The following is a 14,710-nucleotide window of genomic DNA, read 5'->3' as shown; positions in this document are numbered from 1 at the left end:
TCACCTGTTTGCGGCAGTCATGCAAAGGGCATGCCCGCCTGTTCCCGTGGTCCTTTCCTGCGCCCCCTTATTGGTTTTGTCGAGCGCCGGAAAATCGCCAGTTGCCTTTGTTTTGCATCTGGCGGATAATTTGACCGATTGGTAAACATTACAACTTCCACCGCCGGGCTCAAGACGAAAATCACGAAAATTGCCGATAAAAATACGGGCAGTTGCTCAAGGAAGCGGCGAGGGTCGTCCCCAACCAAAACTTGAGCGAAGAAATTGAATTTCAAGGGGAAATAACAGCCTGTGACCATACCGAGAGCAGCGAAAACCCTAAGGCGGACGCGAATCCAGGAGGAAAAGGAAGAGCAGATCCTGGAAGCAGCCCTCGATGTGTTTTCGGCAAGCGGCTTCCGTGGCTCGACCATCGACCAGATCGCCGAAGTGGCCGGTATGTCGAAACCCAACCTGCTCTATTATTTCCGCACCAAGGAAGCCATGCACCGGGCGCTGATCGACCGGGTGCTCTACACCTGGCTGGAGCCGCTGCGCGCCTTTAACGCCGAAGGCAATCCGGAGACGGAAATCCGTAGCTATATCCGCCGCAAGCTGGAAATGGCCCGCGATTTTCCGCGCGAGAGCCGGCTTTTCGCCAACGAGGTGCTGCAGGGCGCGCCGCATATCGAGGACGAGCTGAAGGGGCCGCTGAAGGAACTGGTCGACGAGAAGGCGGAGGTCATCCGCGCCTGGGCGAAATCAGGCAAGATCGCCAAATGCGATCCCTACCACCTGATCTTCTCGATCTGGTCAACGACGCAGCATTATGCGGATTTCGATGTTCAGGTGCGCGCCGTGCTGGGGCAGGAGCATTCAGGCGAAGGGCGCTTCGAGGATGCGGCGCGGTTTCTGGAACAGCTCTTCATCGGCGGCCTGCGACCGGATCCCCTGGAGGCGTGAGGGTTTACCCTCTTCTTGGAAGCGGCACCCGAGCAAGAATATCCGTCATGCCTTCCATCGTATAAGGCTTCTGTAGCACGGGCGCGTCCGAGTGGCTGTTGGCCTGGGCGATGCCCTCCCCATAGCCCGTGGCAAAAACGAAGGGCACGCCTTCGGCAGCCAGCCGTTCGGCAATTCCGAAACTCGTCTCATCGCCAAGATTGACATCGAGAAGCGCCAGATCGAAGGACTGGCCTGCCAGAATTTCCATCGCCTCAGTGACACTTGGCGCCGTAGCCACGTCGGCGCCCAGGCGGCGCAGGATGTCCTCGCCATCCATGGCGATGATCAGATTGTTTTCCACCAGCAGTACGTTCAGGCCGAAAAGCGGCTGATCGTCGGGATTGGTCTTGGGTTCGGTCGTTCCGAGCGGAGCCGGATTTGATCGTTCGCTCGTGGGGCCGACGACATGTCGCGCGGGGATGGAGAAATCGGCCTCGAGCCCATCCTTGGCGTAGCGGACCTCGGCTTTGCCGCCAAGGTCATAGGGGATCGAGCGGCGGATGATCGTCGAACCGAAGCCATGGCGTTTGGGTTCGACGACGGGTGGACCATTCTTTTCGCGCCAGCTAATGCGCAGATTGCCCTCGTCGTCGCGATGCCAGCCGAGTTGGACGGTGCCGCTGCCAATTCCGGAAAGGCTGCCATATTTGGCGCAATTGGTCATCAGCTCATGGAAAACAAGGGCGGCGGTGGAAAAGGCCTGCGGTTCCAGCAGCACATCCTCGCCGCTCATCTGGATGCGTTGCGCGTTTTTCCCGAGATAGGCGGCGGTCTCTGCGAGCAGCAATTGCCGAAGCGAAGCGGGCGCCCAGTGATCGCGGGTGATCTGGTCATGGGCGCGGGCGAGTGACTGGATGCGGCCCTCGAGCTGGCGAATGTAGTCGCCAAGGCCGACCGACGTTGCCTGCGACTGCCGGATAATGCCGGTGATGAGGCTCAATATGTTGCGGACGCGGTGGTTCAGCTCGGCAATCAGCAGTTCCTGGCGCTCGTTTGCCGTCTGGCGCGCCATGCTGACCTCGTCGGTGAGGCGCAACACCACTTCGATCAGTGTGACGCGGATGGTTTCGGCGACACGGCGCTCGGCGTCCGTGAAAGGAAGGGAGCGGTCGCGCACCAGTTCCGACCAGGCTTCGAAACTCTTGCGCGGCGTCAGCCTCGGGCCGTTCGGCCCGTATTCCACCGGCTTGTGTGGGTCGCCGCCCCAGCGGACGGTGCGCACCAATTCCTGACGGAAAAGCACGACATAATCGCGCGGCGAACGCGAGATCGGGATGGCGAGCATGCCTGCCACCGCATCGTCGACCTCAAGGTCCGGATAGGTTTCTGAGAGCCTGTCCACGGCATAGATTCGGCCGGCAGCGCTACGGTTGAGGTGGCGGACGAGGGCTGCGAAACTTCTCTCATTCGGCCCGATGCCGGCGAGTGCCAGCCGGCCGTTGATCCAGACGCCGATCCCGTCAGCAGGAATGGCATCGGCGAGCGCCTCAATCAGCCAGGCCGGATCGTCGAGCAGGCTCGCATTGTCTGCCACGGAGGTGAGAAGCCGGTCGGCGATGCGGCGCGCCTTGGTCTCATAGTCGAGAGCCAGCCGCCGTTCGCGGCTTTCAAGACGCGACGCAAACATCTGACCGAAGAGTTCGGCAGTGGAGCGGCTTTGGGCCGAAGGCAGACGCGGGCCGTAATGATGGCAGGCAAATAGGCCCCAGAGCTTACCGTCCACGACGATCGATATGGAGAGCGAAGCGCCGACGCCCATGTTTTTCAGATATTCGATGTGGATCGGCGAAACAGAACGCAATACCGACATGGAGAGGTCGAGCGGCTGGCCGTGCTCGTCGCGTTGCGGCAGGATCGGGACCGGGACGGCGTCGACATCGGCAATGATGCGGAACAGGTTGCGCAGATAAAGCGCGCGCGCCTGCACCGGAATGTCGGAAGCCGGATAGTGCAGCCCGAGAAACGAGCCGATGCCGGCCCGGGCGGCTTCCGCCACCACTTCGCCGGAACCGCCTTCGTCGAAACGATAAACCATGACCCGATCGAAGCCAGTCAAGGCGCGCGCCTGTCTTGCACCTTCGCGGAAGAACGCCTCCAGTGTTTCCGTGTGGTCGAGCCGGGACATCATGCTGCGCATGGAGAGCGAAGCGACGTCGCGCCGGTCATCCTGGCAGCGCTCGCCTTCGATGATGACCTCACCTCCGTTCAGGTGCAGGGCAATGTCGAACTTGTTATGATCGGACATAAGGGCAATGCCGAAAATGCGCTCGACGATGTCGGGACCGCGCAGCGTGGTAAGCTTGTTGCGGATGGCGTGGAGTGCTTCTGACGTGATCAGCGAAACAACGGGACGGCCGATCGCGTCGGACTGAGCAACACCGAGGAACTCCACCAGATTTGCGGAGGCGTGCATGACGATCCAGTCTGAGGATATCGCCAGGAGAAAGCCGAAAGTTTGAACCGATCCGAGCTGATGGATCGGTTCACGGTCGCAATTGGTGAGGTCGACAGGTTCGTGCGTGCCGCTCATGGGACGGCTTCCAGCGTGAGGTGCCCGGCTTTGAGGAAGAGATTGAAGACATCGCGGGCGGCGGCGACGGCAGCAGCGTGATCCTCCAGGTTGGTCGCATCAAGACGATCCATGAAAAGACGCATGGCGCCCTTCGGGCCTTGCGGGCTCAGATAGCTGTTGGGCAAGTGGTCGGGCACGGCCTTGGCGAGCAGCGCGCCGCCGAGCTTGGAGCCTTCCAAGACATAGGCAGCACCCCAGGCCGCTGCTTCGCAATGCAAGGCAAGTTGAGGAAGAGGCGCGGGCAATCTATCGCCGAGTTCCCTTATGTCGGCAGCGAGCCGATGCGCGCGCCTTCGTTCCGGCCAGTCGGGCAGCAGGCGAGCGATCCCGGCTTCCTCAAGCGCATGTTCGACTGATGGTACGACCTGGGCATGCGCGCGCAGGAATGCCTTGTAATCCTGGGTGCACGAGAGATTGAAACTGCCGAAGAGAGCGTCGACCGCGGCGTGGCAATCTGCAGTTTGGGCGCGGAGGGCGCTGCGAAGTGACATGCTGACCGTGTTCCGAGTGATATGGCGGCCGTCCACAACGGACGGTGAACTAGCGGATATACTGCGGCATCGGGTGATTTCCAGGGAAACGTTTAGGAATTACATGGGTTTCCCGTCGCTCGCAGACGCGCGGCGAGCGCTTCAGCCCATCATTGCCGGCAGTCCGGCGGCGAGCGTATCGATCGCGAGCCGCACCTTCGGCAGCATGACCGGGGAGCGCAGCCACACGGCATGGGCATCGAAGACATTGGCCGGTTCGTGCTTCAGCACCTGAATGAGCCGGCCTGCCAACACCTCCTCGCGGACCAGCCAGCAGGGCAGCCAGGCAAGTCCGCGCCCGGCGACGGCCGCATCGGAAATCGAAGCGAGATCGTCGAGCCGCAGTCGCGCCTTTGGCGGCATCCGCCGCCCGGGATCGGCTGCGGTCGGAAAGATCCAGCCCCTATCGTCATCGCCCCGCCTGTAGACGATGCCTTCATGCCGCGCAATATCGAAGACCGTCTGCGGCGCGCCATGTTTTTCCAGATAGGCGGGCGATGCGCAGACGGTCATGCGCTGGCGGGCGATCGCCCGGGCCATCAGATCCGGATTGTCCTTCAACGGCCCGTTGCGGATGACAAGATCGAAGCCGTCCTCGAGCAGGTCGACGATGCGGTCGTTGAAGGAAAGGTCGAGTTCAAGATCCGGATGTTCATCGAGCAGGCGTGCCAGGATCGGCGCGATGCAGTGGCGGCCAAAAAGCACCGGCATCGAGATGCGCAGGCGGCCGCGCACATCCCGTCGGCCGGATTCCAGCATGGCTTCCCCGAGGCGGATTTCCTCGACCGCCCGCAGGCAGCGCTCGTAGAAGAAGCGGCCTTCCTCGGTGAGGCTCTGCATGCGTGTCGTACGGTTGAAAAGCCGCACGCCGAGACGCTGTTCCAGACGTGCGATGGTCTTGCCGACCGCCGAACGCGTGAGGTGAAGCCGCTCGGCGGCGGCCGAAAAGCCACCTGCCTCGACGGCTTCGACAAAGATCGAGATACCCTTCAGCTGTTCCATTTGTTTCCTCTTTGGAACCATTCTGGAGAATTAATATCGCAACTGGTGCGAAATATTCAACGATATGTTTTGCGCTCCCTGCAATGGACAAGGAGCAAGACAATGCAGACAACACGGCAATGGCAGATCGACGCGGTAGGGCCGGAGCGCCAGCTGACGATCGGGGAGCGGAGGCTTGAACCGGTTTCGGGAAACAGGGTTCTGGTGCGGACGGAAGCCGTCTCGCTCAATTTCCGCGATCGGCTGGTGATGGAGAGCGGCATGGGGTTGCCGCTGCAATTTCCCTTCGTGCCAGCTTCCGACATGGCAGGGGTCGTCGAGGCAGTCGGACCCGATGTCAGCCGTTTCAAGCCGGGCGATCGGGTCATCTCGACCTTTTCGCCCGACTGGGTCGACGGACGCGGGTTGGGCGATGCGCGCACGCCACCTTACAAGACGCGCGGCGGCTTCTATCCCGGCGTCCTCTCGCAATACACCGTGCTGTCGGAGGAGTGGTATTCACGCGCGCCTGACACGCTCGATGCGGCGCAGGCGAGTACCTTGCCTTGCGCCGGACTGACCGCCTGGTTCGCACTGATCGAACGCGGCGGCCTGAAGGCTGGCGACAAGGTTCTGGTGCAGGGCACCGGCGGTGTGGCGCTCTTCGGTCTGCAGATCGCCAAGGCGCATGGTGCGGAAATCTTCATCACATCAGGCAGCGCCGAGAAGCTCGGCCGCGCCGTTGCCCTTGGCGCCGATCACGCGATCAATCGCCATGAGGGCGACTGGGTTGAGCAACTCTATCAGTTGACCGGCGGCTATGGCGCCGATCACGTGCTTGAGATCGTCGGGGGCCCACATCTCGGCCAGGCGCTGAAGGCGGTGGCGATCAATGGCCGCATTTCCGTCATCGGCGTGTTCGAGGGGTTCGAGGTTTCCGGCCCGGCCGGCCCGTTCCTGCTCAAGGCGCCTGTTGTGCAGGGCATTTCCGTCGGCCATCGCCGTGCGCTTGAAGATCTGGTGCGGGCAATTGACCAGACCGGGCTGAAGCCTGTGATCGACAACCGTTATGCCTTCGACGAATTCCCTGAGGCGCTCGATCACCTCTATCGCGGGCCTTTCGGCAAGGTGGTCGTCGAGTTCTGACGGCCGCGATTTTCCCTTCTCCCCGCTGCAATAATTGTAGGGGGAGACGGGAGGCCATCATGCGGCAGCAGGGACGCCCTGTTCGAAGGCGAAGCCTTCATCGGCCCAGCCGGTCATGCCGCCGATCATCAGCTTGGTCTGAAGCCCGAGATTGGCGAGGCGGAAGGCAGCCTTGTCGGCGCCGTTGCAGTGCGGGCCGGCGCAATAGACGACGAACAGCGTATCGCTTGCCCATGTCGACATGCGATGCGCCGTCATCTTGCCGTGCGGCAGGTTGATGGCTCCGGGAATGTGGGACTCTGCGAAGAGCTGCGGCGAGCGCACGTCGAGGAGAACGAAATCGACTTTGCCGGCCGCAAATGCGGCATGCACGTCGGAGCAATCGGTTTCGAAGGCAAGCTTGGCGGCAAAGTGAGCGACAGCAGCATCCGGCGCTGCAGCAGGTATTTGGGAAACGGCGCTTGGCATCGGTTTTTCCTTTTTCTGAAGTTGCCGCCTGGTATCGCCGATGCTAGAGCTTTGTGAAATTGGCCATCATGACCGACAGCGTAAAGATCATGCCAAACTCATCGCCGCAGCAGACCAAAGGACCGTTGGTCGCCGCACTTGCCTATGACGGGCTCTGCACCTTCGAATTCGGCATCGCCTACGAGGTCTTCGGCCTGCCACGGCCGGAAATGGGCGAAGGCTGGTATCGCTTCTCGGTTTGCGGCATCGAACCGGGTCCGCTTCGCGCTGCGGGAGGGCTGACGGTGGCAGTCGACAAGGGACTGGAAGTGCTTGACGAAGCGGACCTGATCGTCGTGCCGGGTTGGCGGTCGATCGATGCCGCCGTCCCTGAGCCGCTGGTTTCAGCGCTCAAGGCCGCGCATGAACGCGGCGCAAGGATCATGTCACTTTGCTCAGGTGTTGCCGTTCTTGCCGGGTCGGGTCTGCTAACGAACCGCAGGGCGACGACGCATTGGCGTTATGTCGCCTCGATCGCCGCGCGTTATCCCGACATCGCACTCGACGCCGACGTTCTCTACATGGACGAAGGCAGCCTGCTGACGGCGGCGGGCAGTGCTGCCGGCATCGATCTCTGCCTGCATGTGGTGCGCGGCGATTTCGGTTCGGAGGTCGCAAACAGCGTCGCCCGCCGCCTGGTCGTGCCGCCACACCGCGAAGGCGGACAGGCGCAGTTCATTCACGCGCCGGTTCCCGAGGAACGCGAGGGTATCCGCTTGGGGCCGCTGATCGAATGGATGCGCGAAAGCCTTTCCGAGGACCAGCCAATCAGCCTGCTTGCGAAAAGAGCGGGCATGAGCATGCGCACCTTCCAGCGGCGCTTCGAAGCGACGACGGGCCTCAGCGTCGGCGAATGGCTGCTGAAGGAGCGGCTGCGTCATGCCCGCGATCTGCTGGAGAAGGAACTTGCCGTTTCGCTCGATGACATCGCCGCTGCCAGCGGCTTTGGAACACTGGCAACCATGCGGCATCATTTTCGCAGGCGGCTCGGGACAAGCCCTCATGCCTATCGAAAATCATTCGGTGGCTAAGGCATCCTTTGCCTGCATTTAACCTAGCTAGAGCCTTTCCGGGTTAGATTGAAGCATTCTGTTGGCTCAAACGGAGTCGGATGGTCGACCGGCCGGCGCGTGTCGTAGCCAAGCTCTACGGCCAAGCCGGCCGGTCGATCAGCCGGCCCGTTTCAGCCAACCCGAAGGGCCGGGCATCTTTCCGCCAGGATCAAAGGCGATCGGCTCGGACGTACCTGGGGGTATGCCCGTCGCCAATCGCCTCTGCCCTGACGAAAACCTGCTCCGGCAGAATGCTGCAATCTAACCCGGAAAGGCTCTAAATGGCCGCTCTCGATCGCATCTCGAGAGGGCGCGTGGTGATGAGCGACATCTCAGCACGCTCCGAGACAGCAAGAGTTGCCTGAAAGGCGCGATGTTCGCTGGCCGGGAACTTCAATGGCGCCGGGTTGTTTGCGCAGAAAGTGGTAAATCGGAAGGACGCTTCGACTATGACAACCAATCTCAAGGATGCTGTCGTCGTCATTACCGGCGCATCGAGTGGTATCGGCCAAGCCGCAGCCGAGGCATTCGCCAGGCAGGGGAGCAGGCTGGTGCTCGCGTCGCGCAACGGTGCCGCGTTGGAAAAAGTGGCAGAGGGCTGCCGCCTCCTTGGCGGCGAGGCCACTTCAGTTGTTGCGGATGTCACCGACCCCGATGCCGTCAAGGCTCTTGCCTCGAAAGCTGCCTCGTTCGGCAAGATAGATGTCTGGGTCAGCAATGTCGGAGTCGGCGCGGTTGGTCGGTTCGAGGAGACGCCCATTGAAGCGCATGAGCAGGTCATCCGCGCGAACTTGCTGGGACATATCAACGACGCACACGCGGTTCTGCCGGTGTTTCTGCGCCAGGGGAGAGGCGTCTTCATCAATATGATTTCGCTCGGCGGTTTTGCAGCGGCGCCGTTCGCCACAGCCTACAGCGCCAGCAAGTTCGGGCTTCGCGGATTTTCCGAGGCCTTACGGGCGGAGGTGGCGGATAAGCCTCGCATTCATATCTGTGATATTTACCCCGCCTTCGTCGATACGCCCGGCCTGATGCATGGCGCCAACTATGTCGGCCGGAAGGTCTCCGCGCCGCCGCCGCTGATCGATGCTCGGCGCGTTGCCGAAGCTATAGTCCAGGTGGCAAAACATCCGCGAGCAACGACCACCGTTGGCGCCGTAACTAACGCAACACGTCTCGCTCACTTGCTGGCGCCAAACCTGGCGGCGCGTTTGCTCGGCCGCTTCATGGCGGCCTATTTCAACCGCGCATCACCTGTCGCGAAAAGTGACGGTAATCTCTATCGGCCTTCCCAGGACACGGCACATATCGATGGCGGTTTACGTTCGCGCTCGCGGTCATCGCTGCCGGCGCCTCTGATGCTGGGCCTTGCAGCCCTTGCTTGCTTCGCGATCGGCGCGGCCATAGCATCGAGGGGCAGCCGGCGCCAGCCTCTTTCTCTGCCCCGGCGCTTGCGATAGCCGAGAAGATCCCAGCCTCGAGCACAGCAAAAGCCCAAGCAACTGTGATCGGATACCAGCTTCACCTAGAGCATGATGCCGAAAACTATGAGCGGTTTTCGGGCGACATCATGCTCTAACTCTTGAATTGAGAACAGGATTCAGATTTTAGGCCGACCCGGCCTAAAGTCATCCTGTTCTAGACGCTATGGCGAAGGCCTCGTATGGGCTGAGTTCAATGGTCTCGTTGATCATGTTCACCGGTTCATAATTGCAGATGAGACATTCTCCGTTCATGCCGAGCTCCGATGGCAAACTCAGCGCAATGTGCCGTGGGGTGAAGTTGGCGACGACGATCATCCGAGTCCTGTCGAATGTACGGGTATAGACGAAGACATCAGGGTGTTGGTCGAGCCAGGATCGGTATTCCCCGTATACGATGACAGGGCACGTCTTCCGGAGAGCGATCAATTTGCGATAGTGGTTCCAGATCGAGCTCTCGTCCCTAATGGCCGCTTCAGCGTTGACCTTCGGATAATTGGGATTGACTTCGATCCAGGGCACGCCGGTCGAGAAACCGCCATAAGGGGCCGCGCTCCATTGCATCGGTGTGCGGGCGTTATCGCGGCCGTTCTCGTTTGCTCCGCGAATAAACTCTTCTGGGGAAAGGCCGGCCTCCACGTGCAGCCTGTGCATGTTGAGGGTTTCGATGTCCCGGTACTGTTCGATGGAGGTGAACGGGACGTTCGTCATGCCGATCTCCTCACCCTGATAGATGAAAGGCGTGCCTTTCAGGAGATGCAGCACGGTCGCCAGCATCTTGGCGGACTCCACGTGATAGCCGGTGACATCGCCGTAGCGCGAGACGGCGCGTGGCAGATCGTGATTGCCCCAGAAGAGCGAATTCCACCCATCTTCGGACAAGGCAAGCTGCCACTTGCTGAGGACCGTCTTGAGATTGACAAGGTCGAGCGGTTTCGGGCGCCATTTCCCATAGACCGTGTCCCATTGCTGGGTGACGTGCTCGAACTGGAAGATCATCGACAGTTCTTGGCGGTCACGCCCGGAATAGAGGAGGGCCGCGCCGGGAGTGGCGCTCCAGGCTTCACCAACCGTAAGAATGTCGCGGCTGCCAAACGTCCTGGCATTCATCTCCTGCAAATAGTCGTGCAGATGCGGTCCGTCCTTGATGAGCTCCCGGTCCACCTGCTTGCCGATGTAATCAATGACATCCATACGGAAGCCGGCAATGCCGCGCTCGAGCCACCAGTTCATCATGTCATAGATTTCCGCCCGTACCCTCTCGTTCTCCCAATTGAGGTCCGGCTGACGGCGGGAAAACATATGCAGGTAATATTCGCCCGTTGCGGGGTCCAGCGTCCACGCCGGCCCGCCGAAGGAGGACTTCAAGCCGTTCGGCGGTCCTCCGCCCGGCGCAGGCTTTCGCCAGATGTAGAAGTCGCGGAATGGGTTGTCCGAACCCTGACGGGATTGAAGAAACCACGGATGCTCATCGGAGGTGTGGTTCACGACGAGGTCGAGCATGATGCCGATTCCTCGATCTTTTGCATCCGCCACCAACTGGTCGAAATCTGCGAGCGTGCCAAACTCGGAGGCGATGTCCCGATAGTCGGATATGTCGTAACCATTGTCGTCCATCGGCGACTTGTAGATCGGCGACAGCCAGATGATGTCGATCCCGAGCTTTTTGAGATAATCGAGCTTTGAGGTGATGCCGGGGAGATCGCCGATGCCATCGCCGTTCGAGTCGCAGAAGCTGCGCGGATAGACCTGGTAGACAGTTGCGGTATGCCACCATTTCGGTTGGAGAGGTGATCGCTCGGGACTTGCCAGCGGTGTCGTGGAGTCATCCATCGGAGGCTTTCCTATCTGTTCGGGATATTCGGAAAACACCGGTGATGTCTGCAGGTTCCACCGGCGCAGACCTTCCTTCCGCTTCCCCCGGCACCCGTGGACTTGGCGCAATCCGAGGAACCCCCTCGTTCCGGAACCGTTAGAAGGGGTGGCAACAGAGATTATCGGGAGACCGTCGCGGTGCCGAACCGAAGCAGCAGCTGGTATGAGGAGGCAGTGATCTACAGCATCGATGTCGAGAAATTCGCCGATGGAAATGGCGACGGCATTGGCGACTTCGTGGGCCTGACTGAAAAGCTGACCTACCTTTCAGAACTCGGAATCACATGCATCTGGCTCCTGCCGTTTTATCGCAGTCCGGATCGCGATAATGGTTATGACGTCAGCGATTTCTATTCGATCAACCCAAAGGTCGGAACGCTTGACGACTTCCTGACATTTCTGCACAGCGCCGGTGAGCATGGGATTCGGGTGATCATCGATCTCGTCGTCAATCATACATCCGATCAGCATCCCTGGTTCCAGGCCGCCAGGCGGGACGACGAGACGCGCTACCGCAGTTATTATGTCTGGAGCGCCGATCCTCCGCCTGTCGCTTCCGGGGCCAAGTCGATTTTTCCGGGCGAAGTGGACAGCCTCTGGACCTATGACGAAGTGGCGAGGGCCTATTATTTCCATAGTTTCTATGAGTTTCAGCCTGAACTGAACGCTGCTAATCCGCGGGTTCGCGAAGAGATCTTGCGCATCGTCGACTACTGGATCGCGTTCGGGGTCAGCGGGTTCAGGCTTGACGCCGCGCCGCTTATCATTGCCGATAAAGGACTTGAGCATGCCAATCCTCGTGATCCACATGGTATCCTAAGGGAGATCGGCAGCTATCTACAAAGCAGGCGGCCGGGTGGTGTGCTCCTTGGTGAAGTCAATCTTCCGCCGGAGGCTTCCGATGCCTATTTTGGGGAAGGAGACCAACTCCAGCTTCTGCTCAACTTCATGCTCGCCTGCTATCTCTTCGCAGGCTTCGCTGGGGAAGACGCGGCCTCGATCAATCAGGGACTGAGCCTGCTTCCGGAGCCACCGCCCGGTTGCGCGTGGGTCAATTTCCTGCGCAATCTCGACGAGCTCGATTTTTCCCGGGTTCCTGCGGATTTGAAGAAGAACGTCTTCGACGCCTTCGCGCCGAAGGAAGAGATGCAGGCATTCGGCCGCGGCATCCGCCGTCGCGTTGCGCCCATGTTGAACGGCGACCAACGACGAACCGAACTCGCCTTCAGCATCATCTTTTCGCTGAGCGGGCCGCCGCTTATCGTCTACGGCGACGAGATCGGTATCGGCGAGGACCTTTCCCAGCCCGGACGCAATGCAGTGAGGGTACCGATGCAATGGTCGGCGGAAACGAATGCCGGTTTCTCCGGTGCCAACGCCGGAAAACTGTGTCAGCCGATCGTCGCGGAGGGACCGTTTTCCTACAAAAAAGTCAATGTTGCCGACCAATCCAACGATCCAAATTCCCTGTTGAACGGGATCAGGCGCTTTATTTCTCTTCGCAGGAACCAACCGATCTTCACGAAGGGGCGGCTGGTGAGATTGAGCGCCGAGGATCCGGCTGTTTTAGTCCACGGCTTTGAAGACGCCGGGTCGCTTCTGTTGCTCGTTCACAACCTTGCTGGCCGGCGTATTAAGACGGAAATCAATTTTGGCGGAATGCAGCCTGGGAAGTTTCGAGATCTGATCGGCGAGGTGGAGTACGCTGGCGCCATCCAGCCACGCCTGGAACTCGAGCCCTATGCCTATCACTGGTTTATTTCCGTGGGTAACGGATCATGACGCTCATCGGTTATCACGCGTCCCATGAACAATTTTCGCCAAGCGAGCTTCTCGGATATGTGCAGGCTGCGGAAGCTGCGGGTTTCGGTGCCGTGATGTCGTCCGATCACCTGACGCCGTGGAGTGAGAGGCAGGGTCAGTCGGGCTTCGCTTGGGCTTGGTTAGGGGCGGCGCTCCAGGCCACGCGATCTATTCCCTTCGGTATCATAACAGTCCCTATGGGCTGGCGTTATCATCCAGCGATTACCGCACAGGCCGGCGCGACGATCGCGGAAATGTTTTCGGGACGGTTGCCGTGGATAGCGGTGGGCAGCGGGCAGGCCATGAATGAACACGTCATCGGTGAACGCTGGCCTTCCAAGGCCGAAAGAAATGAACGGCTGCAGGCGGCGGTAGAGATCATGCGGGACTTGTGGTTGGGGAAGCTTGTCAGTCGGGCAGAGCCCATCAAAGTCGATCAAGCCCGCGTCCATACTCTCCCTGATGAGGTCCCGCGCATTGTTGCCGGCGCTCTTTCGCCAGAAACGGCCGAGTGGGCGGGAGGCTGGGCGGATGCGCTTATCACCATCAATCAGCCGCCCGACAAGCTCGGCAAAGTCGTCGACGCCTTCCGGCGTGGCGGCGGGCAGCAAAAGCCGCTCTACTTACAAACGCATATTTCCTATGCCGGCTCCGAAGAGGAAGCCAGAGCAAGCGCTTTCGAGCAGTGGCGAAGCAACGCAATTTCTGCTGCGATCTCGGAAACCCTTCGTTTGCCCGAGGAGTTCGATGAGGCGTGTCTGAAGGTGCGGCCGGAAGATATGGATGAGCATGTGCGCATCTCGGCCGATCCGCAACAGCATGTCGAGTGGCTAAAAGCCGATGTCGAGATGGGATTTGAAGAAATCTACATTCACAATGTGGGGCGCAATCAGCGCGAGTTCATCGAAGCCTTCGGACGCGAGGTCCTGCCCGCCTTCAGGACTGGCACACCGGTTGCGGCATCGAGCTCCCTAGGGGAATAACTTGAAGGGCCGGCCAGGGGATTAGCTGATGAGGATCAACAAATGCGGCTGATTTCGCACTCGCCGCCCCAGCTGTCCAAAGGAGGTATCATGTTCAAGAAATACGCCTACGCCTGGATCACCGTCGGCTTCTTTCTATTTTCGCTCACCGGCCATTGGTTATTTGGTTGGTTTGCTTTTGTCGGCGAGCAGCAGAACCACGGTCAGGTGCCTGATGTTAATGCCTATCTCATGGAGATGGGCAGAGACACCTTTGAAAATTGGCAGTCCGAATTCCTGCAATTGCTCTGGCAGGTCGTCGGTCTTGCCTACTTTCTCTATATCGGATCTCCGTCTTCGAAGGAAAACGATGACCGTACCGAAGCGAAGCTGGACGCTCTGATCAGATTAAATGCCGGAGAGAAGGCTGATGCGATCATTGCCGAAATCGACAAGCACTTCATGAGAACCGGCGGACATGCGGGACCGTACGCCCACGACTTAGAAACGCGCAGAGGCCCACAGAGGATCGGCGACGCCACTTAGCGGTTCAGCTTTTCATGGAAGCGCAGGACCGCTCTAACCTTTTGTTTTCGCGCAATTCCGGACAGAAAACCACTTCGCACTTTTCCTGGAATTGCTCTGGGCAGGCTCAGGCGGACCACGAAGCTGCCGCATCCTTGCAGCCGGACCCGCCGAGAGAGGCGCGAACCGTGCTGCGTGGTGACGGATTGCGGAGGACAGCAGTCATGCGCGCCAAGGAAATCGAAAGCGGCCACGGCTCTTCCTGCGCAAAGTCTTTAAAGCACCCCACGGA

At 60.1% G+C, this 14,710-nt stretch carries 13 protein-coding genes; 7 read left to right on the top strand and 6 right to left on the bottom strand.

What is annotated here, in order from left to right; genetic code table 11:
- Positions 1 to 17: 17 nt before the first annotated feature.
- Positions 18 to 275 (bottom strand): hypothetical protein, encoded by a 258-nt coding sequence (locus RWK44_RS09455; protein WP_222414037.1) that lies wholly within the window; start codon positions 273 to 275, stop codon positions 18 to 20.
- A 16-nt stretch (positions 276 to 291) separates the two neighbouring features.
- Between RWK44_RS09455 and RWK44_RS09450 the strand changes: the two genes are divergently transcribed.
- Positions 292 to 942, top strand: a complete 651-nt coding sequence (locus RWK44_RS09450; protein WP_168284608.1) for a TetR family transcriptional regulator C-terminal domain-containing protein — start codon at positions 292 to 294, stop codon at positions 940 to 942.
- A 4-nt stretch (positions 943 to 946) separates the two neighbouring features.
- On the opposite strand, the gene RWK44_RS09445 is transcribed toward RWK44_RS09450, so the two are convergent.
- The 3 genes from RWK44_RS09445 to RWK44_RS09435 form a co-directional block, all read right to left on the bottom strand.
- Positions 947 to 3,514 carry an HWE histidine kinase domain-containing protein gene (locus RWK44_RS09445; protein ID WP_168284607.1) on the bottom strand — a complete coding sequence of 856 codons (2,568 nt, stop codon included), beginning with the start codon at positions 3,512 to 3,514 and terminating at the stop codon, positions 947 to 949.
- Complete coding sequence (locus tag RWK44_RS09440) at positions 3,511 to 4,047, bottom strand: biliverdin-producing heme oxygenase (RefSeq protein ID WP_168284606.1); 537 nt, start codon at positions 4,045 to 4,047, stop codon at positions 3,511 to 3,513. The genes RWK44_RS09445 and RWK44_RS09440 overlap by 4 nt, the downstream gene beginning before the upstream one ends.
- A gap of 141 nt (positions 4,048 to 4,188) precedes the next feature.
- On the bottom strand, positions 4,189 to 5,088 hold the full coding sequence (locus RWK44_RS09435) for a LysR family transcriptional regulator (RefSeq protein ID WP_316028712.1): 900 nt from the start codon (positions 5,086 to 5,088) through the stop codon (positions 4,189 to 4,191).
- A 102-nt stretch (positions 5,089 to 5,190) separates the two neighbouring features.
- Between RWK44_RS09435 and RWK44_RS09430 the strand changes: the two genes are divergently transcribed.
- Complete coding sequence (locus RWK44_RS09430) at positions 5,191 to 6,213, top strand: zinc-dependent alcohol dehydrogenase family protein (protein WP_316028711.1); 1,023 nt, start codon at positions 5,191 to 5,193, stop codon at positions 6,211 to 6,213.
- A 57-nt stretch (positions 6,214 to 6,270) separates the two neighbouring features.
- Here RWK44_RS09430 and RWK44_RS09425 read toward each other — a convergent pair whose 3' ends face one another.
- Positions 6,271 to 6,681: a rhodanese-like domain-containing protein gene (locus RWK44_RS09425; RefSeq protein WP_221942979.1), complete on the bottom strand. Its 411-nt coding sequence runs from the start codon at positions 6,679 to 6,681 to the stop codon at positions 6,271 to 6,273.
- A 68-nt stretch (positions 6,682 to 6,749) separates the two neighbouring features.
- Here RWK44_RS09425 and ftrA point away from each other — a divergent pair, with 68 nt between their 5' ends.
- Both ftrA and RWK44_RS09415 read left to right on the top strand, forming a co-directional pair.
- Positions 6,750 to 7,751, top strand: coding sequence for a transcriptional regulator FtrA (gene ftrA / locus RWK44_RS09420; protein WP_221942977.1), 1,002 nt, complete (start codon positions 6,750 to 6,752; stop codon positions 7,749 to 7,751).
- Between the two features lie 470 nt (positions 7,752 to 8,221).
- A complete protein-coding gene (locus RWK44_RS09415) occupies positions 8,222 to 9,232 on the top strand; it encodes an SDR family oxidoreductase (RefSeq protein WP_316028710.1) in 1,011 nt (336 codons plus the stop codon).
- A gap of 168 nt (positions 9,233 to 9,400) precedes the next feature.
- Here the strand turns inward: RWK44_RS09415 and RWK44_RS09410 are convergent, their stop codons facing one another.
- A complete protein-coding gene (locus tag RWK44_RS09410) occupies positions 9,401 to 11,086 on the bottom strand; it encodes a glycoside hydrolase family 13 protein (protein ID WP_222011523.1) in 1,686 nt (561 codons plus the stop codon).
- 180 nt (positions 11,087 to 11,266) lie between these two features.
- On the opposite strand from RWK44_RS09410, the gene RWK44_RS09405 reads away from it, so the two are divergent.
- The 3 genes from RWK44_RS09405 to RWK44_RS09395 all read left to right on the top strand — a co-directional run bounded on the left by RWK44_RS09405 (position 11,267) and on the right by RWK44_RS09395 (position 14,439).
- Entirely contained in the window at positions 11,267 to 12,910 is a 1,644-nt protein-coding gene (locus RWK44_RS09405; RefSeq protein ID WP_221942965.1) for an alpha-amylase family protein, read from the top strand.
- The gene (locus RWK44_RS09400) at positions 12,907 to 13,914 is read left to right on the top strand and encodes a TIGR03885 family FMN-dependent LLM class oxidoreductase (protein ID WP_131639720.1); all 1,008 of its coding nucleotides are present in this window, start codon (positions 12,907 to 12,909) and stop codon (positions 13,912 to 13,914) included. The genes RWK44_RS09405 and RWK44_RS09400 overlap by 4 nt, the downstream gene beginning before the upstream one ends.
- 90 nt (positions 13,915 to 14,004) lie before the next feature.
- Positions 14,005 to 14,439 (top strand): DUF6766 family protein, encoded by a 435-nt coding sequence (locus RWK44_RS09395; protein ID WP_077979075.1) that lies wholly within the window; start codon positions 14,005 to 14,007, stop codon positions 14,437 to 14,439.
- The last annotated feature ends 271 nt before the right edge of the window (positions 14,440 to 14,710 follow it).

The organism is Rhizobium sp. 25PS6, from assembly GCF_032464655.1.
In the GTDB taxonomy this organism is placed as follows: domain Bacteria; phylum Pseudomonadota; class Alphaproteobacteria; order Rhizobiales; family Rhizobiaceae; genus Rhizobium; species Rhizobium laguerreae.
This window is presented reverse-complemented; position numbering and strand designations above follow the sequence as displayed.

Excerpts from the sequence above, each read along its gene's own strand:
- RWK44_RS09445 (WP_168284607.1), bottom strand. The coding sequence starts at position 3,514 with ATGAGCGGCACGCACGAACCTGTCGACCTCACCAATTGCGACCGTGAA.
- RWK44_RS09440 (WP_168284606.1), bottom strand. The coding sequence starts at position 4,047 with ATGTCACTTCGCAGCGCCCTCCGCGCCCAAACTGCAGATTGCCACGCC.
- RWK44_RS09435 (WP_316028712.1), bottom strand. The coding sequence starts at position 5,088 with ATGGAACAGCTGAAGGGTATCTCGATCTTTGTCGAAGCCGTCGAGGCA.
- RWK44_RS09430 (WP_316028711.1), top strand. The coding sequence starts at position 5,191 with ATGCAGACAACACGGCAATGGCAGATCGACGCGGTAGGGCCGGAGCGC.
- RWK44_RS09425 (WP_221942979.1), bottom strand. The coding sequence starts at position 6,681 with ATGCCAAGCGCCGTTTCCCAAATACCTGCTGCAGCGCCGGATGCTGCT.
- ftrA (WP_221942977.1), top strand. The coding sequence starts at position 6,750 with ATGACCGACAGCGTAAAGATCATGCCAAACTCATCGCCGCAGCAGACC.
- RWK44_RS09415 (WP_316028710.1), top strand. The coding sequence starts at position 8,222 with ATGACAACCAATCTCAAGGATGCTGTCGTCGTCATTACCGGCGCATCG.
- RWK44_RS09410 (WP_222011523.1), bottom strand. The coding sequence starts at position 11,086 with ATGGATGACTCCACGACACCGCTGGCAAGTCCCGAGCGATCACCTCTC.
- RWK44_RS09400 (WP_131639720.1), top strand. The coding sequence starts at position 12,907 with ATGACGCTCATCGGTTATCACGCGTCCCATGAACAATTTTCGCCAAGC.
- RWK44_RS09395 (WP_077979075.1), top strand. The coding sequence starts at position 14,005 with ATGTTCAAGAAATACGCCTACGCCTGGATCACCGTCGGCTTCTTTCTA.